General features: G+C 38.8%; 27 protein-coding genes and 1 tRNA gene. 18 read left to right on the top strand and 10 right to left on the bottom strand.

Features of this window, described 5'->3' with window-relative positions; translation table 11 throughout:
* Window positions 1-48: 48 nt before the first annotated feature.
* The 5 genes from DV417_RS05475 to DV417_RS05455 all read right to left on the bottom strand — a co-directional run bounded on the left by DV417_RS05475 (window position 49) and on the right by DV417_RS05455 (window position 1,843).
* Complete coding sequence (locus DV417_RS05475; RefSeq protein WP_118879008.1) at window positions 49-273, bottom strand: excalibur calcium-binding domain-containing protein; 225 nt, start codon at window positions 271-273, stop codon at window positions 49-51.
* A gap of 56 nt (window positions 274-329) precedes the next feature.
* Window positions 330-533 carry a membrane protein insertion efficiency factor YidD gene (gene yidD, locus DV417_RS05470; RefSeq protein ID WP_118879007.1) on the bottom strand — a complete coding sequence of 68 codons (204 nt, stop codon included), beginning with the start codon at window positions 531-533 and terminating at the stop codon, window positions 330-332.
* Window positions 533-772 (bottom strand): hypothetical protein, encoded by a 240-nt coding sequence (locus DV417_RS05465; protein ID WP_005633761.1) that lies wholly within the window; start codon window positions 770-772, stop codon window positions 533-535. The genes yidD and DV417_RS05465 overlap by 1 nt, the downstream gene beginning before the upstream one ends.
* Before the next feature lie 36 nt (window positions 773-808).
* Window positions 809-1,471, bottom strand: a complete 663-nt coding sequence (locus DV417_RS05460; RefSeq protein ID WP_192878551.1) for a helix-turn-helix domain-containing protein — start codon at window positions 1,469-1,471, stop codon at window positions 809-811.
* A gap of 129 nt (window positions 1,472-1,600) precedes the next feature.
* Window positions 1,601-1,843: a hypothetical protein gene (locus tag DV417_RS05455; RefSeq protein ID WP_118879005.1), complete on the bottom strand. Its 243-nt coding sequence runs from the start codon at window positions 1,841-1,843 to the stop codon at window positions 1,601-1,603.
* 34 nt (window positions 1,844-1,877) lie between these two features.
* Here DV417_RS05455 and DV417_RS05450 point away from each other — a divergent pair, with 34 nt between their 5' ends.
* The 13 genes from DV417_RS05450 to DV417_RS05400 all read left to right on the top strand — a co-directional run bounded on the left by DV417_RS05450 (window position 1,878) and on the right by DV417_RS05400 (window position 8,505).
* Window positions 1,878-2,075: a hypothetical protein gene (locus tag DV417_RS05450; protein ID WP_118879004.1), complete on the top strand. Its 198-nt coding sequence runs from the start codon at window positions 1,878-1,880 to the stop codon at window positions 2,073-2,075.
* Between the two features lie 42 nt (window positions 2,076-2,117).
* Window positions 2,118-2,273 (top strand): hypothetical protein, encoded by a 156-nt coding sequence (locus DV417_RS09430; RefSeq protein ID WP_005633752.1) that lies wholly within the window; start codon window positions 2,118-2,120, stop codon window positions 2,271-2,273.
* Window positions 2,274-2,488: 215 nt separating this feature from the next.
* On the top strand, window positions 2,489-2,845 hold the full coding sequence (locus DV417_RS05445) for a hypothetical protein (RefSeq protein WP_118879003.1): 357 nt from the start codon (window positions 2,489-2,491) through the stop codon (window positions 2,843-2,845).
* Between the two features lie 192 nt (window positions 2,846-3,037).
* Window positions 3,038-3,286 (top strand): ogr/Delta-like zinc finger family protein, encoded by a 249-nt coding sequence (locus DV417_RS05440; RefSeq protein WP_118879002.1) that lies wholly within the window; start codon window positions 3,038-3,040, stop codon window positions 3,284-3,286.
* A gap of 91 nt (window positions 3,287-3,377) precedes the next feature.
* On the top strand, window positions 3,378-3,638 hold the full coding sequence (locus DV417_RS05435; RefSeq protein WP_061827746.1) for a hypothetical protein: 261 nt from the start codon (window positions 3,378-3,380) through the stop codon (window positions 3,636-3,638).
* Window positions 3,639-3,655: 17 nt separating this feature from the next.
* On the top strand, window positions 3,656-4,054 hold the full coding sequence (locus DV417_RS05430) for a hypothetical protein (protein ID WP_118879001.1): 399 nt from the start codon (window positions 3,656-3,658) through the stop codon (window positions 4,052-4,054).
* Complete coding sequence (locus tag DV417_RS09425) at window positions 4,047-4,208, top strand: hypothetical protein (RefSeq protein WP_157997919.1); 162 nt, start codon at window positions 4,047-4,049, stop codon at window positions 4,206-4,208. The genes DV417_RS05430 and DV417_RS09425 overlap by 8 nt, the downstream gene beginning before the upstream one ends.
* Entirely contained in the window at window positions 4,205-4,459 is a 255-nt protein-coding gene (locus DV417_RS05425) for an ANR family transcriptional regulator (RefSeq protein ID WP_118879000.1), read from the top strand. Before DV417_RS09425 ends, DV417_RS05425 begins: the two co-directional genes overlap by 4 nt.
* A gap of 121 nt (window positions 4,460-4,580) precedes the next feature.
* On the top strand, window positions 4,581-4,889 hold the full coding sequence (locus DV417_RS05420) for a hypothetical protein (RefSeq protein ID WP_005655052.1): 309 nt from the start codon (window positions 4,581-4,583) through the stop codon (window positions 4,887-4,889).
* A 9-nt stretch (window positions 4,890-4,898) separates the two neighbouring features.
* Window positions 4,899-7,085 carry a replication endonuclease gene (locus DV417_RS05415; RefSeq protein ID WP_118878999.1) on the top strand — a complete coding sequence of 729 codons (2,187 nt, stop codon included), beginning with the start codon at window positions 4,899-4,901 and terminating at the stop codon, window positions 7,083-7,085.
* A 14-nt stretch (window positions 7,086-7,099) separates the two neighbouring features.
* Window positions 7,100-7,708: a hypothetical protein gene (locus tag DV417_RS05410; RefSeq protein ID WP_118878998.1), complete on the top strand. Its 609-nt coding sequence runs from the start codon at window positions 7,100-7,102 to the stop codon at window positions 7,706-7,708.
* 9 nt (window positions 7,709-7,717) lie between these two features.
* Window positions 7,718-8,221: a MazG-like family protein gene (locus DV417_RS05405; RefSeq protein WP_118878997.1), complete on the top strand. Its 504-nt coding sequence runs from the start codon at window positions 7,718-7,720 to the stop codon at window positions 8,219-8,221.
* Window positions 8,221-8,505 carry a hypothetical protein gene (locus tag DV417_RS05400; RefSeq protein ID WP_005633740.1) on the top strand — a complete coding sequence of 95 codons (285 nt, stop codon included), beginning with the start codon at window positions 8,221-8,223 and terminating at the stop codon, window positions 8,503-8,505. Before DV417_RS05405 ends, DV417_RS05400 begins: the two co-directional genes overlap by 1 nt.
* Window positions 8,506-8,535: 30 nt before the next feature.
* On the opposite strand, the gene DV417_RS05395 is transcribed toward DV417_RS05400, so the two are convergent.
* On the bottom strand, window positions 8,536-9,537 hold the full coding sequence (locus tag DV417_RS05395) for a tyrosine-type recombinase/integrase (protein WP_118878996.1): 1,002 nt from the start codon (window positions 9,535-9,537) through the stop codon (window positions 8,536-8,538).
* 225 nt (window positions 9,538-9,762) lie between these two features.
* Window positions 9,763-9,839: transfer RNA gene (locus DV417_RS05390), tRNA-Val, on the bottom strand.
* A 229-nt stretch (window positions 9,840-10,068) separates the two neighbouring features.
* Between DV417_RS05390 and pyk the strand changes: the two genes are divergently transcribed.
* The 4 genes from pyk to pgi all read left to right on the top strand — a co-directional run bounded on the left by pyk (window position 10,069) and on the right by pgi (window position 15,901).
* A complete protein-coding gene (gene pyk / locus DV417_RS05385) occupies window positions 10,069-11,505 on the top strand; it encodes a pyruvate kinase (protein WP_118878995.1) in 1,437 nt (478 codons plus the stop codon).
* A 132-nt stretch (window positions 11,506-11,637) separates the two neighbouring features.
* Window positions 11,638-13,053 (top strand): replicative DNA helicase, encoded by a 1,416-nt coding sequence (locus DV417_RS05380; protein ID WP_275045273.1) that lies wholly within the window; start codon window positions 11,638-11,640, stop codon window positions 13,051-13,053.
* Window positions 13,054-13,062: 9 nt separating this feature from the next.
* On the top strand, window positions 13,063-14,145 hold the full coding sequence (alr, locus tag DV417_RS05375; RefSeq protein WP_118878993.1) for an alanine racemase: 1,083 nt from the start codon (window positions 13,063-13,065) through the stop codon (window positions 14,143-14,145).
* A gap of 106 nt (window positions 14,146-14,251) precedes the next feature.
* Window positions 14,252-15,901, top strand: a complete 1,650-nt coding sequence (gene pgi / locus DV417_RS05370; RefSeq protein WP_118878992.1) for a glucose-6-phosphate isomerase — start codon at window positions 14,252-14,254, stop codon at window positions 15,899-15,901.
* Window positions 15,902-16,123: 222 nt separating this feature from the next.
* Here the strand turns inward: pgi and DV417_RS05365 are convergent, their stop codons facing one another.
* Genes DV417_RS05365 through DV417_RS05355 form a run of 3 tightly spaced genes read right to left on the bottom strand, consistent with a single transcriptional unit; the run spans window position 16,124 to window position 17,484 of the window.
* The gene (locus DV417_RS05365; protein WP_046939334.1) at window positions 16,124-16,588 is read right to left on the bottom strand and encodes an outer membrane lipoprotein; all 465 of its coding nucleotides are present in this window, start codon (window positions 16,586-16,588) and stop codon (window positions 16,124-16,126) included.
* 25 nt (window positions 16,589-16,613) lie between these two features.
* Entirely contained in the window at window positions 16,614-16,910 is a 297-nt protein-coding gene (locus tag DV417_RS05360; protein ID WP_118878991.1) for a hypothetical protein, read from the bottom strand.
* 4 nt (window positions 16,911-16,914) lie between these two features.
* Window positions 16,915-17,484: a VOC family protein gene (locus DV417_RS05355; RefSeq protein WP_118878990.1), complete on the bottom strand. Its 570-nt coding sequence runs from the start codon at window positions 17,482-17,484 to the stop codon at window positions 16,915-16,917.
* A 79-nt stretch (window positions 17,485-17,563) separates the two neighbouring features.
* On the opposite strand from DV417_RS05355, the gene argS reads away from it, so the two are divergent.
* Complete coding sequence (argS, locus tag DV417_RS05350; protein WP_118878989.1) at window positions 17,564-19,297, top strand: arginine--tRNA ligase; 1,734 nt, start codon at window positions 17,564-17,566, stop codon at window positions 19,295-19,297.
* Window positions 19,298-19,405: the final 108 nt, after the last annotated feature.

The following is a 19,405-nucleotide window of genomic DNA, read 5'->3' as shown; positions in this document are numbered from 1 at the left end:
CTCTACAAATCCCTCGGGTTAATCGCTACCACTTCTTCATCTTCATCTTCATCGGCAGACATTCTCACAAGGCACACCATCCCCATCCCGATCTAAACGGCTTTCGCCGCATTCGTTCAAGTGATATTTAGCTTCAGCGCAAGAACGCATTTCTTTGCAATATTTAGTGTCCTCACAATTAAACTGCTCTGCATCTGCTTTTTTACTTTTGGCAAAAGTTGCTGTTGGGAAAACAAAAGAAAGAGCGGTTAAAATTAAGATGATTTTTTTCATTTTCTTAGGTTGTCCAAATTTTATAGTGATACTGAAAAACGAACAGTGGATACACGTTAAGGGTAATCATCACCACCATTCGGATATTTGCACCGCTTCAGCCGATTGAAAGCCATCTTCCAACCACGAAGAAAACCGTATTTCCGCAAGGCTAAAATGGCGTAATTTGAACAACTAGGCTCAAAGCGGCAACCATTGCGAATTTTTACCGGTGCTAAATATTGATAAAGTAAAATTAATTGGATACTAAGCCAAACCATTAATCATTTTTTTCGCGTCTAAAGGTGATAACTTTATGAATCTTAGTTGTCGTTTTGCCGCCAGAAAAACATCCTGCCGCTTCTTCAGTAGAAAAATCATCTATTCTGAAAAACTCCCAGCCTAATCTAGCCTGTTCATTCACCAGTTCTTGTAAATAGTCTGCTGCGGCAGTTTGAATGTTCTTTCTTTGCGCAATAATATGTGGCGCAGCTTGAATCATTTTATATTCGTATAACATAATAAATTTTCCTTAGGTTTGTTTTATTAAAATAAATCACCACTTCTTCATCTTCATCGGCAAACTAAACACTACTCGTCCGTGAATATAAACAGGATCATCCTGTTTTATCTCCCACTCTTTATACTCTTCTTTATTATCAGAAATTGCCCACATTTCACGGCCACGTTTTTGCAAGCGTTTAATGAATGTGTGATCATCAAACGTGAACACATAAAGCCCATCCGCACTGAAATAATTTTCTGATACATCGACATAAAGTAAATCGCCACTTTCCAATGTCGGCACCATGCTATCGCCTTTTACCGCAATAATTTTTAAATTTTTAGCATCGGTGCGCCCAAATTGGCGGCGGAAAAAATCCAAGTCGAACTCTTGCGCTAATAAGCCCTGTTCTGTACGGGTTAAAAACGTGCCATTTCCTGCGCTCGCTTCAATATCCAAAATTTCTACTCGGATAGTGTTTTTTGCCAAAGGTTCATGCAGATTAACGACGCGAACCGTGTCGTCAGTAAAGCCCAATGCATTTTTCGTTACATCAGGAAATGAACTTATATGATATTCAAACGCACCACCTTTTATACCTTTGGCTTCGCGCATTTTCCAATTTTCATTTTTTGCCTTGCGAGTGATATTTGTTGCTTGAGAAGGCAATCCATCTAGCCCTTCTAACTCTTTTGCTGAGTACCATTCTTTCATTTTTGACTTCCTCATAAGATTTTTTTAAATCTTTTTTAAATCACATATTGATTTAGAAAAGATTTAGTTATAATATCTCAAACAATGTAAACAAACACAAAAAGGCAATGCTTTCTCAGTGTAAACAATCTATTGCACGTTATGTGGCGTGGCTTGCGTTAAAAATGTTGTACCGAGTTTCTCTTGGAAAATCGCAAGCGCCCGCAGCATTTCTTGTGTTGCCTGCGGTGTATAGCGAAAAGCCATCTTCGCTTGTGGCGCACCTGAAACAAACTGAAAACATTCCACCGTCATTTCTCCTGTCTCGGCATGGAAAGTGATGTTGAGCGGTGAATCAACTTCAATGGGGATAACCAGTGTTTCGTCAGTCATGGGAGTTCCTTATTTTTAAACATAGGGGTGCCTTATGGCTAAAAAAGTAGATGAACAATTATGGGTTCGCGTATTGGAACTTGAACAAGCTTTGAAAGAACAGGAAAAACAAACCAAGCAAAGAATAGACGAACTGGGACAGCAATACCATGATCACCATAACCATTTACCAGTTTTATGTTTTATCTGCGCTGTAATAGGAACGTTCTGTGCATTCCAATTTTTTAGATAGTAAAAGTATAACAAAGTAAACAAAAACAACAAGGAAAAGGATATGGCGAAAACAGAAAAAAAACGCGAACTAAAATCTGAAATTATTGCATTTCGTGTGACGGCAAGTTTTAAAGAAAAGTTACAAGAAATGGCTCAAGCGGATAAACGGGAATTGAATGATTTTATCCGTTTGAAATTAGAAGAATGTATTAATTAATCAGTCAGTAAGATGACATTAAGCCAAACGATTCCAACAACAATAGACCAGTTAAGGATAAATATGAGAAATCGTAAAAATCGAGTCAGCATGGCATACCTCGTGGCGTTATTTTCAATGGTATCGTTCTTTATGGTGTTGATTCTCTTTTAATTTTAATAACCGTGCAATCCATATTGGGGAATGTGGAAAGTATAGGACAGAAGAAGGTGTGTATGAGTGAAAAAAATAATACTGGCGGAACAGAATGGGAAACCTTAGGCAAAGGGCGTTTTTTGTTGTTGCAAAATCAATATGGGGAATATTCCTTATGGCTGGAAAGTCAAGACGGCTTTCGTGAACGCTATTCAATGGAAAAATTAGAAGAATGGATGAACCTTGCCCTTGAGCAAGGTGTGGTAAATGACGGCAATATTAAACTTTCTCGTTCTTTTACCTTTCGTCCAAAAGAACCCAGAGTCGATCTACGCCTTTCGGCGGAAGCTCCTGACGAAAATCGCCACAGTAGTCAAGATAATTTGCCAACGCGTCAAGCTCAGCAATATTTTGACAATGAATATGTCGGTAAATAAATCCGCGGCATTGAATGCCAACAACAAATTCTTTATCAAACAGTGGGCAAGCATCGGTATCTATTTCAAAGGTATCAATAAATGCGGAAATATGCCGATCGAATTTTGGTAAAGAAAATTCAGGATAAGTTGAATACATAGAATAGCTCCGTTTAATCAAGATGGAGTTGAGTATAACAAAAGGTGGTGAAAGTGAAAGTTAATGTTAAATGCCCGAAATGCGGTTCAGAAAATATCTATGTGCGAACCTCAGAAAGATTATCAAAGTTAACCACGCAAACTTTTGGCTATTGCAGTGGCTGTCGTGAATGTCGCTTTAAAGTGATTAGTGAGATTGTAGAAGTCGAAACAGCAAGCTTTGAAACCAATCAGCAAGCAATGTTAGGCAGTAAACCGTTAGACGAAACGGATACTCGCCAAGTCGAAATACCTACGGATTAATTCTTAATTTTCCAACCGTAATTTAAACATGGTCGTTTGAAGAAATTCATGCGACAGGATTTTTGCAACCAAAATTTAGGAGTTTGAGCAAATGGCAAGCAGTAATTATGTGTATGACAACGGTAAAAAACGCCATAACCGTGTGAATGTGTGGCAGTTAAACAAAACCGTGCAAGAACAGGCTCGCAACATTCAACTGTTGCAACGAGCGATTTCTCACCAAGCAAACGTGAATGCACAGCAAGTATTGCTGAATGAATCACTCAGTGATCGCATTGCATTACTTGAAGAAGAACAGTGGGCACGTGAACAAAGCATTTTCCAACGCTTTGCACGGTGGTTCCGTAAATAAATGAATGGGGGTGAGTGATGGCCTTAATGCCTTATTGCTTTGACGATGAAACGGAATCTGCCGCTGAAAAATGGTGCCGTGTAAATCAAGTAAAGGTGCCTGAAATCCGAAGTTTTGATGATGCGCTGCACTCGTTAAGCAAAAGCCAATTCCGTGTAGAACGAGAGTTTGACGGTTTACAACAAGGCTTTCGAGAAATGCTGTTGGAATTAGCTGATTTAGATTTTTCAGATTTACGTGCAGGGCATTTAACAGGCACTAAGCTCCATCACTACACAGAACAAGGACAACGCAAAATAGCCCGTGCACTACGTAAAGTGCGGTTACTTTCGGGAATGTTTTCACAAGGCGTAACAGAGCGAGAATTTACTCAAATTGATACTCAGGAGGATAAAAATGGAAACACAAATGAATAAATCCGCACAGAAATGGTATCGCAAATATCGTCGTTTTTTAGCTTTGTGGGGACATTTAAAACAACAAGGGAAAGATGACATCGCCGCGCTTGTTTATTCAAAAATCATCGAATCCGCCAATATGACGGTTTACTTAGCGAGAAATGCAAAATGAAAAAATTAGCGATTAAAACTTATTTAGACCATGCGCAACACGCAAAAGAAAGTGAGCAACAAGGCAATTATGGGTTAGCCGCAAAACAATGGCGTTCAGCGTGGATAGCAGCACCAACCGCAACACAAACAAACTGGAGCTTTGCACGCGCTGAATATTGTTTCAAAAAAGCGATTGAGGAAGGGCAAATCAAACTAGAAAAGACCCGCCAATATGATTTTAAGCAATTTATGGGGAAACGTGATGAGTGAGCTTTTTATGATGTTTTTAGTGGCAGTATTTGCTGTGCTTGGTGCAACTATCACCGTAATGGGATTAATTGAGTTTATTACGGACGTGCTAGATAGCCGTTGGTAAAGGAGAAAAAGAATAATGGAAAACAATATTTGTATCGCTCTAGATTGTGGCGCAACGCTAGAAATTTTACCTATCGGCACCCGCTTTCAAGTGGTTGAAGTGATGGGTGATCAAGATAGCTGGTATGGCAAACAAAAAACAAGAACCGTGGGCAATTTACACAACACAATTTGGGGTGCGATTGAAGAAGTGCGCCGTTATGACTTAGCCCAATATGAAATGTTGAGCTTGGAAGAATTACTCAGTGCAGTGAGTTCGACCAACAACAAAATCAAAGAATATTTTGAATATCACAGTGAATATTTAGCCAATACGGCAATGTAAGGATTCTTGATGATGAACTGGGAACTTGAGTGCAATGCCAACCTTGCCAAACGTGAGCAAGCGATGGCTGATGCACGTGCAGTAATGATGCAAAGTGCGGTGAATTTTGACCGCACTTTCGATACTGCTCAAGCGACATCGGCGCAAATGGAATTATTTTCTGTTGCGCCACACCAGTTCGATTATGTTGAAAAACTGCTTTCTGCGCTCCCTCGCAAACGCCAACGTGAGCATTTTCGCCATGTGTGGTTGCGTGCTTTCGAGAGCGTAAAAGATGATGGCTCTATTGGGTTTAAATTCGGCAATAAACAGGCAGCGTATGCGAACACCTATTTGCGTGAAATCCTCACCAATCGCTTGAAAGCCGTTTTTCAACATTATCACGTTAGCCTTGATTGGTTGATTGACCGTGATACGCATTCACAGGTGGTCGCACTTTCTAAAGGCAAAAAGGCAGCTAACTTTCCGTTTTATTTATTAGGTGAACATCAGCTAAAAGAAATGGCAGACAAATTAGCCATGTTGTTTATGAAATTACAGTCTGATTTTGTCACCGAACAAGCCGAGCGGAAAGAACGCGGAGAAATATCTCTTGATGATTTCACCGCACTTTCTCGTGACCTTTATCGCTTAGTAGGCGAAGTATGTGCAGATATTGGTTTTCCGTTAAAACACTGGTTCGCTTATCAAGATAACCGTTTCTTAGATGTGAATGACATTGAGGTTGATCTAAATAAATCAGTTTGCCCAACACATTGGAAACGCCAACTTACTACGGCGCAAAAACGATTGAAAGAACATGTGGAGATTGGCTGTGGTGCAGTATCGGCAAAAGTGAGTCCTTATGTCTCTCAAACCGCATTTAATGACTATCGTGCGCAACGTGCAGATAACCTCGAATATCTGCAACAAATGGTGTTGGAAAATTTAGACGATAGCACCGAACAAATGCCGTTGATTGAAATGTGGAAAAAATCTGTGGCAAATCCTGCTATCCGTTTCCAAGAAACCATGAACCGCTTGCGTGGTATTGATGAATGGGCGATAGAAAATTCATTTGTGTCACTCTTTCTTACGCTGACTGCCCCGTCCTCTTTTCACGCAACGCATGAAACAGGCAAAAACAATAAAAAATGGCAAGGTGCAAGCCCTCGTGATACGCAACGTTACTTAAATAAAGTGTGGGCACAGTTACGTGCACAGTTTGCCAAACGTGGAATCGGTTTTTTTGGCTTTCGTGGCGTTGAACCACATCACGACGGCACACCGCATTGGCACTTGCTGATGTATGTAAAACCTGAACATAAAGATGATGTTATTCATCTATTCCGCAAGAAAGCATTGGAATTAGATGGCGATGAATTCGGTGCGAAAAAATACCGTTTCAACGTAGATGAAATTGACCCAAACAAAGGTTCTGCCATTGGCTATGTGGCGAAATACATCGCCAAGAATATCTATGCAGGTAAGCAAGGCAAAGAAATGTCAGATGAAGTAGAAAATCTGACATTACTTGAAAACGTACAACGTGTCAGTGCGTGGGCAAATCTTTGGGGCATTCGTCAATTCCAGTTTTACGGTACACCGTCAATTTCGACATGGCGTGAACTTCGCAAAATTGATGATGCCATGGCAGCAATTGCGGACGATGAAGTATTGGATATTGGTCGTACGGTGGCTGATGTGAGTTGCTTTGGTAGTTATTTAAAAGTGCAAGGTGGCGCAATGACAAAACGTTGCGACCAACCAATTTGCATTGAGTATGAGGAATGCGAACCGAATAAATACGGGGAGATTCGTAAGAAAATTATGGGGGTAAAAAACAGATTCACAGAAAAGAAAATCATCACCAAATTAAAAAACTGGGTGATTAAATCAGCGAAAAGTGCGTTGGGTTCCACCGCACTTAATTCGGAGTCCACCGAAACAAACAAGGCGCATCGCGCCGCTTGGACTTGTGTCAATAACTGTAACCGCTCAAAATTTGAACAGCAAGTTAATTTATTGATGTTGCCTATCGGTTCGCCATTAAAACCGTCACAAATTGACCTTTTAATGCGCCATGGACGGTTACGGCTTAATGACTATCGGTGGATTTGTTGCGAAAACGATGAAGTTTTCATCAAAGAAGAAAAAATTCCGTTGGCTCAAACCTTTGGTTGGGGCGAGAGCTTGGGGGATTTTAAATTAATGTAATATGGAGAAATTGTATGGATTTTACATACGACGAAAAACAAGCCTTACAAGGCGGAATGGGCGCATTTGTAGAAAATACTGGTGCATATAAAGGTAAAATTATTTTTGCAGAATGGATTAGCACAAGTGCTGGAGCTGAAGCATTAAAATTAACTTTTGAAACCGATCAAGGTGAAAGAGCAGATTATTTGAATATTTATTATCAAGGTAAAGACGGGCTACCAATTGATTTTGGGGTAAAGATGATACAAGCAGTGATGGGAGTCACTGGTGTACGCAAATTAAGTCGTTTAGCATCTGATTCTGCATTAATTTGCCCTGAATTAAATAGCAAACCTATTGGATTATTCTTGCAAAAAGTACTCTACACAAAACAAGATGGTTCAGATGGCTATCGTTTTCAAATTATTGTGCCATTTTCTCCAAAAAGCGAAAAAACATTAGCTGAATTTAAAAATGGAGAAGATGCAAAACGTATAGTGCATTTATCTCAAACAATGCGTGATAAAGACGAGCGAGAAAAACCAAAACGAGGTCGCCCACCTAAAAAAGAAAATGTAGCTACAACTGTTCAACAAGACGATCCTTTGTCAGCATTTCATGATGATGAAATTCCATTCTAGGAGGGATATATGGAAAATCTACAACAGCTTATAAAAAACATCGAACAATGGGCAGAAGATCGCAATTTGATTAAAGGCTCAACGCCTAAAAGACAATTCATTAAATTATTAGAAGAATTTGGTGAATTGTGCAATGGAATATCAAAAGCAAAATTAGACCTTATTAAGGATAGCATCGGGGATTGCGTTGTGGTTTTAACAATTATTTCAGCACAACGAAATCGTAATGAAATTAATATCGGGTCAATGGCAGTTGAACACCATCCCAAAACCGAACTCACTGCAGATGATTGTGTGATTGAATTGCTTCATGATTTAACTCGAATTAGCTGTGAACTAGACCGCAATACATCTCTTGAAATGTTATTCGGCAATATTGTTTTAGATTTAGTTGAAGTTTGCAATTGCTTTGATCTTGATTTAACAGATTGTGTGCAAGCAGCTTGGGATGAAATTAAAGACCGCAAAGGACGTATGATTGATGGTGTGTTTGTGAAAGAGGGGGATTTGTGATGATAACGAATGAACAAGTGATGGAGAAACTCGCTTCAATCGAGGCTTTATTGCAAAAACCTGTTATCAATGAACATAGCCGTGAATTATGGACGATTGATGATGTCGCCAAATATTTCGGATTTAGTATGGATCATACTCGCAGAAATGTTATCGCTAGTCCTTTCTTCCCCGCTGCTGTGGCAATTTCTGGGCGGACAGGTGGGAAAAGTAAAGATTTATATGTATCAGGTGAGGTTGTTTCATTCTGTTTGAAACATAAAAAGCGAAAAGCAAGAATTTGAAAAAGGCGGGGATTAAACCCCGCCTTTGTTTTATAGCCGTTGAGCAATCTCTGCCATATCAGGTGCGTAATAGGTATTTTGCAGAATACTGAGATCTCTATGGCCCGATATTTTGGCTAATACCATTACATCCACTTTTTCTGCCAATCTGGTTAAGGCTTCACGGCGGGTATCGTGAAAATGTAAATTGGCATTTTCAAGCCCTGCCATCTTTTTGAGCTTGCGGAAGTTGTGATCCAGTTGGCGTGCTTCCATTTGGAATACTCGCGGGTCACTTTCTGTTTTTACCGAAGTAAGATGTTGTAAAATCTCTATTGCTTTTACCGAAAAAGGCACCGTGCGTGAATATCCATTTTTAGTAATTGGCAAAAAGGCAGTGCGCTTTTCAAAATTGATATTATTCCAAGTTAAACTTGCTATTTCCCCTGCTCTCATTGCTGTTTCTATCGCAAAAAGAAATGCCGCACCCGTGCGATTTTGTAAGGTTTTTGGCGGTTCAATATGTTCGACATCATAACCTGACACAAAAATCAGACGCTCAATTTCGTGTTCATCATATCGACGAGTTCTAGGTGCTGGCGCTTTTGGTTTCTCAAGATATTTTAGGGGGTTTTCTGTTATAAAATCCCATTCAATCGCTTTGGCCATCAGAGCTGAAAGCGAACTACGTTCACGCAAAACTGTTGCTGGAGAGACTTCTTTTAATCGTTGATTTTGCCACTCACGGAAATGTGCTTTTCCTATTTCTTGTAAGGATATTGCTGCAAGCGGAGTGCGAGAAAGACGTAATAATCTTATCCGTTCTTCACGTTTCCCACGCTTGGTTACCGTAACTTCTTTTAGATACTTATCAATGAGTTCATCCAATGTAATATCAGGGATTTCATTATACTTTCCAGATTCGAGCTGTTTTTCGAGCATTTCTGCCCATTTTTTTGCGTCTGTTTGAGTCAAAAAAGTGGCTGATTTGCTCACGCCAAACTTGCGCACTTGTGCGCGCCAACGCTTGCCATTCTTAATAATTGTCGCCATTGTTTACTCCATAAAAATGTGTGCAATGCACGTGTGCAAAAATGTGTGCAATGGAGTATAGAACAGATCGAAATCGATCCCAATCGGTATAAAAATGCTACCTTTTAGGCGATTTTGATATAAAAAAGAAGGTGTGTTTTAGTGTGTGAAATTATATAAGTTATTGTTTTTACTTATATTTTATCTATTTTTCTCTGAGAATTGGGGAATAAAGAAAAATAGAGATGGTGCGACTAGCTGGACTCGAACCAGTGACCCCCACCATGTCAAGGTGGTGCTCTAACCAACTGAGCTATAGTCGCGCTGTGTAAAGTGCTTGGCATTATAGATATTTTTAATCTGAAAACAAGTATTTTTCTTAAAACCCGATATAACTGGCAAAAAAGTAAACAGTATTGCCTTAAATAACAGGGCTGTTTTTGATTTCCCAAATTTTTAAGCGTATAATGCGCACCGATTTTTCATCTGGCTAATATATAGCCAAGTAAAAATAGTATCTTTAAAATTTTGTAATTATTGACGGAGTAAATAATGTCTAGAAGACTAAGAAGAACGAAGATTGTATGTACTATGGGCCCATCAACTGACCGTGATAACAATCTTGAAAAAATTATCGCAGCGGGCGCAAACGTAGTTCGTATGAACTTCTCTCACGGTACACCTGATGACCATATTGAACGTGCTGAACGTGTACGTTCTATTGCAAAAAAATTAGGTAAAACTGTGGCAATCTTAGGTGATTTACAAGGTCCTAAAATTCGCGTTTCTACCTTTAAAGATGGTAAGATTTTCTTAGACATTGGTGACAAATTCATTCTTGATGCAGAGTTACCAAAAGGTGAAGGTACACAAGAATCTGTTGGTTTAGACTATAAAACCCTTCCACAAGATGTTGTTCCTGGCGACATTCTTTTATTAGATGACGGCCGTGTTCAATTAAAAGTATTATCAACTGATGGGGCGAAAGTTTTTACTGAAGTTACTGTTGGTGGTCCATTATCAAATAATAAAGGTATCAACAAATTAGGCGGTGGTTTATCTGCTGATGCATTAACAGAAAAAGATAAAGCAGACATTATTACCGCTGCACGCATTGGCGTTGATTTCTTAGCCGTTTCTTTCCCTCGTTCAAGCGCTGACCTAAATTATGCGCGTGAACTTGCACAACAAGCAGGTTTAAATGCAAAAATCGTTGCTAAAGTTGAACGTGCAGAAACAGTGGCTACTGATGAAGCAATGGACGATATCATTTTAGCATCTGATGTAATCATGGTTGCTCGTGGTGACTTAGGTGTAGAAATCGGCGATCCTGAATTAGTCGGCGTACAGAAAAAATTAATCCGTCGTTCACGTCAATTAAATCGTGCTGTAATTACAGCGACTCAAATGATGGAATCAATGATTAGCAATCCAATGCCAACTCGTGCTGAAGTGATGGACGTTGCAAACGCAGTATTAGATGGCACTGATGCAGTTATGCTTTCTGCAGAAACAGCTGCAGGTCAATATCCTTCTGAAACAGTAGCTGCAATGGCTAGCGTATGTTTAGGTGCAGAAAAAATGCCAAGCATTAATGTTTCTCGTCACCGTATGGATAAAGAATTTGAAACTATTGAAGAATCTGTTGCCATGTCTGCAATGTATGCAGCAAACCACATGAAAGGTGTTGCAGCAATTGTCACTTTAACTAGCACAGGCCGTACTCCATTATTAATGTCACGTATCAGCTCAGGTTTACCTATCTTTGCTTTATCTCGTAATCAAGAAACCTTAAACCTTTGTGCACTATACCGTGGCGTAACTCCAGTTTATCATGGTGAAGATAGCCGCTCAGAAACCAGTGCAAAAGCAGCACTTCAGTCATTAAAAGAAAAAGGTTACTTATCTACTGGTGATTTAGTGCTTGTTACTCACGGTGGCCAAGGTGCGACACAAACCAATGTATGTCGTACATTAATTATTGAATAATCAACAATCTGAACACTTTAAAATGAAAGAGCGGTGGATTTTTCCACCGTTTTTTATTTCCTTTTTTCACCGCACTTTTCACTTAAACCCAATAGATATTTGCGGTATCATAGACGGCATTCTAGTATCGAAATAAGTCCTATGGCATCACAACCTCAAATCAAATCTTCTGACAAAAAAACGGCACAAATAAGTATTCCACCGCACTCACTTGAGGCTGAACAAGCCGTGTTGGGTGGCATAATGCTGAGCAATCAACATTGGGATGGCATTGCTGAACGTGTGATTGCTGACGATTTTTATACTTTTCAGCATCGCCTAATTTTTACAGAAATGGAACATCTAATGCGTAATCAATCGCCTATTGATTTAATTACGCTAGATCAAGCCTTAAGAAGCCGTGGTGTAAGCGATGAAGTGGGTGGATTTGCCTATCTAGCTGAGCTTTCCAATAATACGCCAAACGCGATTAATATCTTGGCTTATGCGGATATTGTGAGAGAAAAAGCCATATTACGAGAACTTATTTCGGTAGGAAATCACATTGCTGAAAATAGCTATTCTCCCAAAGGGCAAGACATCAAGTTAATTCTTGATGAGGCTGAGCGTGAAGTGTTTGCGATTGCAGAAAAACGGACAACTTCTAGCGAAGGCCCGCAAAATGTGATCAATGTGCTGGAAAGTACTATTGAAAAAATCGATATTTTGAGCAAACTTGAAAATCATTCTGGCGTAACGGGCATTACGACCGGTTTCACTGATCTTGATAAAAAAACGGCAGGTTTACAGCCTTCTGACTTAATTATCGTTGCGGCACGTCCGTCAATGGGTAAAACCACTTTCGCCATGAACCTTTGCGAAAATGCCGCAATGGCAAGTGAAAAACCTGTTTTAGTATTTAGTTTAGAAATGCCCGCAGAACAAATTATGATGCGTATGATCGCTTCCCTTGCTCGCGTTGATCAAACTAAAATCCGAACAGGTCAAAATTTAGATGAAATCGAGTGGAATAAAATTGCTAGCGTAGTTGGGATGTTCAAGCAAAAAAATAATCTCTATATCGATGACTCTTCAGGCCTAACGCCTACTGATGTTCGTTCGCGCGCACGCCGAGTTTATCGTGAAAATGGTGGATTAAGTATGATTATGGTGGATTATTTGCAATTAATGCGCGCACCCGCATTTTCAGATAACCGAACACTAGAAATCGCAGAAATTTCTCGCTCCCTAAAAGCGCTCGCTAAAGAATTACAAGTGCCAGTGGTCGCGCTTTCTCAGTTAAATCGTACTTTAGAACAACGTGCAGACAAACGCCCTGTAAACTCAGATTTACGTGAATCTGGCTCCATTGAACAAGATGCAGACTTGATTATGTTTATTTACCGAGATGAAGTCTATAACGATAACTCGGAAGATAAAGGTGTTGCAGAAATTATTATCGGTAAACAGCGTAACGGCCCGATTGGTCGAGTGCGGTTAAAATTTAATGGACAATTCTCACGCTTTGACAATCTCGCCGAACAACGTGAATATCATGATGATTATTAAGGAATAACAATGAATGTAAAACCGGCGACAGCGAAAATTAGCTCGCACGCCTTAAAACAAAATTTAGAAATAATTAAACAAAAAGCTCCAAACAGTAAAATCATCGCTGTGGTTAAAGCAAACGCCTATGGTCACGGCGTTGTGTTTGTCGCATCAACTTTGGAACAAAATGTTGATTGCTTTGGCGTGGCTCGTTTAGAAGAGGCGTTGGCATTACGTTCCAATGGTATTACTAAACCTATTTTATTACTTGAAGGCTTTTTCAATGAACAGGATTTGCCCGTCTTAGCGGTCAATAATATCGAAACTATCGTACATAATCGCGAACAATTGGATGCACTAAAACGTGCGAATTTACCAAGCCCAATTAAAGTTTGGTTAAAAATAGACACAGGCATGCATCGTTTAGGTGTGGCATTAGATGAAGTCGATTTTTTCTATAATGAACTTAAAAAACTTCCATATATTCAACCGCACTTAGGCTTTGTCAGCCATTTTAGCCGCGCTGATGAATTAGAATCTAATTATACCCAACTTCAAATCAACCGCTTTTTATCCGCCACAAAAGATAAACAAGGTGAACGTACTATTGCAGCGTCAGGCGGCATTCTTTTCTGGCCTGAATCTCATCTGGAATGTATCCGCCCTGGTATTATTATGTATGGCATTTCACCAACTGATACTGTCGGTGCTGAGTTTGGTTTAACACCAGTGATGAATTTAACTTCATCATTGATTGCTGTTCGCAACCATAAACAAGGTGAACCAGTTGGATACGGTGGCATTTGGACAAGTTCGCATGATACAAAAATCGGCGTTGTGGCTATTGGCTATGGCGATGGGTATCCTCGCGATGTTCCTGAAGGCACGCCTGTTTATTTGAATGGTCGTATTGTGCCAATCGTTGGAAGGGTTTCAATGGATATGTTAACCGTTGATTTAGGACTTGATAGCCAAGATCAAGTCGGTGATGAAGTCATTCTATGGGGTAAGGAATTGCCTATTGAAACCGTAGCTAAATTCACAGGAATTTTAAGCTATGAGCTAATTACAAAATTAACGCCGCGTGTTATAACTGAATATGTTGATTAATCTGTTAATCACTGCATTTTCTGAAAAGAGGGATTCAGTCCCTCTCTAATAAAAATCCTAGAAAGTGCGGTTAAAATTTTGATTATTTTTAATGAAAGGAAATACCATGAAAAACATTAACCCGACTCACACCCATGCGTGGAAATCTCTTGAAGCACATAAAGCTGAATTGTCAAATACCACCATCCAAGATTTATTTAAACAAGAAAAAAATCGTTTTGATGATTATTCTTTAACATTCAATAACCAAATTCTTGTAGATTTTTCTAAAAACAACATCAATCAAACCACCCTTTCACATCTTCGCCAACTTGCTCAAGAATGCTCTCTTGATAGCGCAAAAGAAGCAATGTTTACCGGCGAAAAAATCAATCGTACTGAAAATCGTGCCGTGCTACATACTGCACTTCGAAATCGCGCTAATACTCCAGTACTTGTTGATGGTAAAGATGTTATGCCTGAAGTCAATGCGGTGCTAGCTAAAATGAAAGATTTCTGTCAGCGTATTATTTCTGGCGAATGGAAAGGCTATACAGGCAAAGCAATTATGGATGTCGTGAATATTGGTATTGGTGGCTCTGACTTAGGCCCTTATATGGTAACCGAAGCGCTTCGCCCATATAAAAATCACCTAAATATGCACTTTGTTTCAAATGTCGATGGCACACACATTGCAGAGACCTTAAAAAAAGTCAATCCAGAAACAACGCTTTTCTTAGTGGCATCAAAAACTTTTACCACTCAAGAAACCATGACAAATGCGCAAAGTGCACGTGATTGGTTACTGAAAGCAGCGAAAGATGAAAGTGCGGTTGCAAAACATTTTGCAGCATTATCAACCAATGCTAAAGATGTAGAAAAATTTGGTATTGATACCAATAACATGTTTGAATTTTGGGATTGGGTTGGCGGTCGTTACTCTTTATGGTCAGCCATTGGTCTTTCAATTGCACTGTCAATTGGCTTTGAAAACTTTGAAGAGTTATTGAATGGCGCGCATGAAATGGATAAACATTTCCGCTCTACTCCAATTGAAAAAAATATTCCAACCACTTTAGCATTAGTTGGTTTATGGAATACCAACTTCCTTGGTGCACAAACAGAAGCGATCTTACCTTATGATCAATATTTACATCGCTTCGCAGCCTATTTCCAACAAGGTAATATGGAATCAAATGGTAAATATGTGGATCGTGATGGCAATGTCATTAATCATTACCAAACTGGCCCGATTATTTGGGGAGAACCAGGTACAAACGGACAACATGCGTTCTATCAATTAATTCATCAAGGCACCACTTTAATTCCTTGTGATTTTATCGCACCGGCTCAAAGCCATAACCCATTGGCAGATCATCACAATAAATTGCTTTCTAACTTCTTTGCACAAACAGAAGCATTAGCATTCGGAAAAACAAAAGAGGAAGTCGAGGCTGAATTTGTAAAAGCAGGTAAATCTTTAGATGATGTAAAAAATATTGTTCCATTTAAAGTGTTCACTGGTAATAAACCGACTAATTCGATTCTCGTTCAAAAAATCACGCCATTTACTTTAGGGGCATTAATTGCTATGTATGAACATAAAATCTTCGTACAAGGTGTGATTTTCAATATCTTTAGCTTCGATCAATGGGGTGTAGAATTAGGCAAACAACTTGCAAACAGAATTCTTCCTGAATTAACAGATTCTGAAAAAGTCGTAAGTCATGACAGTTCAACTAATGGGTTAATTAATCAATTTAAAGCATGGCGTTAATTGTTTATTTAATATAAAAGATTTAAATAATTATAATTTTATATCAAGGACTAAATTCCATATTTATTATAGGATTTAGTCCTTTAAATTTATCTTTAAGATGTTATGAATAGACGTAAAAATTTTTAATTGATTGTTTTTTGTATTTTTAATAATAAAAAAATCAGCGCCTTAACTGATTAAGACACTGATTAATAATATATTAGGCGTTAACGCTATTAGTTATAGCACAGAAACATTTAAGTTTGAGCCACCACCAACAATACGAACTCGGCGACCAGCTACAAAACTGCTGTCAGCCTTTTGAACAACAACGATCTCTTGACCGTCATCTTTCTTAATTACAAGTTCAGCACCGTTTACTTGACTCATTTTTTCTTCGATTTTGCTTCCAGCTACTGCACCGCCAATCGCGCCAACTACTGCTGCAATAGCTTGACCACGACCACCGCCAATTGCACTACCTGCGATACCACCTAAAGCACCACCACCAAGTGTACCAACTACACCTTGATTATCAGCTTGGATTTTAACAGGACGTACAGAAACAATCGTACCATAAGTAATTGAACGAGCTTCTTTAGCTTGAGATGCACTATAAACATCACCGCTAAAAACATCAGTATTCGCACAACCAGTCACACCAAAGGCAACTAACAGTGCTAATGCCATACTTGTTTTTTTCATATGCTATGCCCTCTCTGAAAAGGAATTAAAGTGGATTTCTCGGAGAAAAAGTTGAAATGTTTTTAGTATTACCATTATCAGATACTAAAACACAAGCACCAACAACTAAGGTTGAATCATACTTATGAGTAAGCACAGCTTGCTCACCTTCTTGTTGATTACCTGAACAATTATTTTTACGGATGGTTAATTTAAGATTTTCACCTTCCATTTGGCTAAAAACGATTTGACCTTTATAAGCATTTTCATCTTTTTGGAAAGAAGAACAAGCACTTAAACCTACAGCAGCTAAAACCGCTAATGCAAGAGATAATTTTTTCATTTTGCTAAACCTCGAGTATTTTCTTTATAGAATAAGGATGAACCTTAATACAAGTATGATTTGATGTCTTATCAACAAAACTTACTGCAATAGATGGATTAGGCAATCTCTCGCCATCCACTTTAGGCTCGCTCACTTTAATGGTTAATTGAGTTAACTCGCTCCATAAAAAACGCATATTAACACGCTGTACCCATTCATTTACCGATTCATTCGGTAAAAATGGCATTACAACCTCAATATGCTCCCAACCATCTACGGGATACTGCTTATTTTTAGGGAACGGAAGTTCAATAACATCAACGAACTGATTAGCGAATTTCACTGCTTTTTCTAACTGAATTAGATAAATCTTACGTCCGTTGACAATGTTGTCGGATAAAATTCTACCGTATTTCAATAAAAGTGTCAGCCAGTCTTTTGCACTTTGTTCATTATTTACACGCACGGCAAGGTGATCGATTTCATAATTTGAAAAATCAATTGACATCATTTGAGCTAATTGTTGAATTTTTTTTTCAAATTCCGCCAAATCAGAAAAAAGTATGGGTGATTTTTCCTGTAAATTTGTCATTTTGTCCCTTTGAGAAACTCATAAAGAACGGTATCATAGCCGATTATTTTCATTATTCAATTTGAACATAGGAAAAAACGTGAATATTCAATCTATTTTATCCGACAAAATCAAACAAGCTATGATTCTTGCTGGAGCAGATCAATCTTGCGATGCGCTTGTTCGTCAATCAGGAAAACCACAATTTGGCGATTATCAAGCCAATGGCATTATGGCTGCGGCAAAAAAATTAGGTTTAAATCCACGAGAATTTGCTCAAAAAGTTTTAGATAATGCTCAACTATCTGATATTGCAGAAAAATTAGAAATCGCAGGACCGGGCTTTATTAATATTTTCTTAAATCCAACTTGGCTAACAACTGAAGTTTCAACAGCCCTTTCCCAAAAGAATTTAGGCATTCAAGCTACGGATAAGCAAACTGTCGTGATTGATTATTCATCCCCAAACGTAGCAAAAGAAATGCATGTAGGTCACTTGCGCTCTACTATCATCGGTGATGCGGTTGTGAGAACCCTAGAATTTTTAGGTCACAATGTCATTCGTGCAAACCATGTTGGTGACTGGGGAACGCAATTCGGAATGCTTATTGCTTATCTTGAAAAAATGCAAAACGAGCATGCGAGTGAAATGGAATTGCAAGATCTTGAGGCCTTTTATCGAGAAGCCAAAAAACACTACGATGAAGATGAAGTTTTCGCTGAAAAAGCGCGTAATTATGTTGTGAAATTACAAGGCGGTGATGAATATTGCCGAGCGATGTGGAAACGTTTAGTCGACATCACCATGCAACAAAATCAGCACAACTATGATCGCTTGAATGTGACTTTAACCGAAAAAGATGTGATGGGTGAAAGTCTTTATAATCCTATGTTACCAAGCATCGTAGAAGATCTTAAAAAACAAGGCTTAGCTGTAGAAGATGATGGTGCATTGGTTGTTTATTTGGATGAATTCAAAAATAAAGAAGGCGACCCAATGGGCGTGATCGTTCAGAAAAAAGACGGCGGTTTCCTTTACACTACAACCGATATTGCTGCAGCAAAATACCGTTATGAAACATTAAAAGCTGATCGCGCACTTGTTTTTTCAGATACTCGCCAAAGCCAACATATGCAACAAGCTTGGTTAATTACTCGTAAAGCAGGTTATGTACCAGACAGTTTCTCTTTAGAGCATAAAAACTTTGGGATGATGCTTGGTAAAGATGGTAAACCATTTAAAACCCGTACCGGTGGCACGGTGAAATTAGCCGATCTATTAGATGAGGCGATTGAGCGTGCCACTGTATTAATTAATGAAAAAAATACAAATTTATCTAATGATGAAAAAGAAGCCGTAATTGAGGCTGTCGGTATTGGTGCGGTGAAATATGCAGATCTCTCCAAAAACCGTACTACGGATTACGTTTTTGATTGGGATAACATGTTAAGCTTTGAAGGTAACACTGCACCTTATATGCAATATGCTTATACCCGAATTCGTTCAATCTTTAATAAAACAGATATAAATTCGACCGCACTTTTGGCTGCACCTTTAACGCTTGAAAATGATAAAGAAAGAGCGCTTGCAATTAAACTTCTACAATTTGAAGAAGCGGTGCAAACAGTCGGAAAAGAAGGCACACCACACGTGCTTTGTGCTTATTTATACGAACTAGCAGGCATATTCTCGTCCTTCTATGAACATTGCCCAATTTTAAATGCTGAAAATGAGTCCGTAAAATTAAGCCGTTTGAAATTGGCATTATTAACGGAAAAAACCTTAAAACAAGGTTTAGAGTTACTCGGTATTAAAACCGTAGAAAAAATGTAATTTAGATAATTAAAATCCCTTTCTTACGAAAGGGATTTTTTATTCTGTAAATAAGCATAAAAAAAGTGCCCCAATGGGGCACTACTCGGAAAGCAAAATAGATGTCGG

Source organism: Haemophilus haemolyticus (assembly GCF_003490935.1).
Taxonomy (GTDB): Bacteria; Pseudomonadota; Gammaproteobacteria; order Enterobacterales; family Pasteurellaceae; genus Haemophilus; species Haemophilus haemolyticus_M.
The sequence above is the reverse complement of the archived record's forward strand: the minus strand, read 5'-3'. Positions and strand labels throughout refer to the sequence as shown.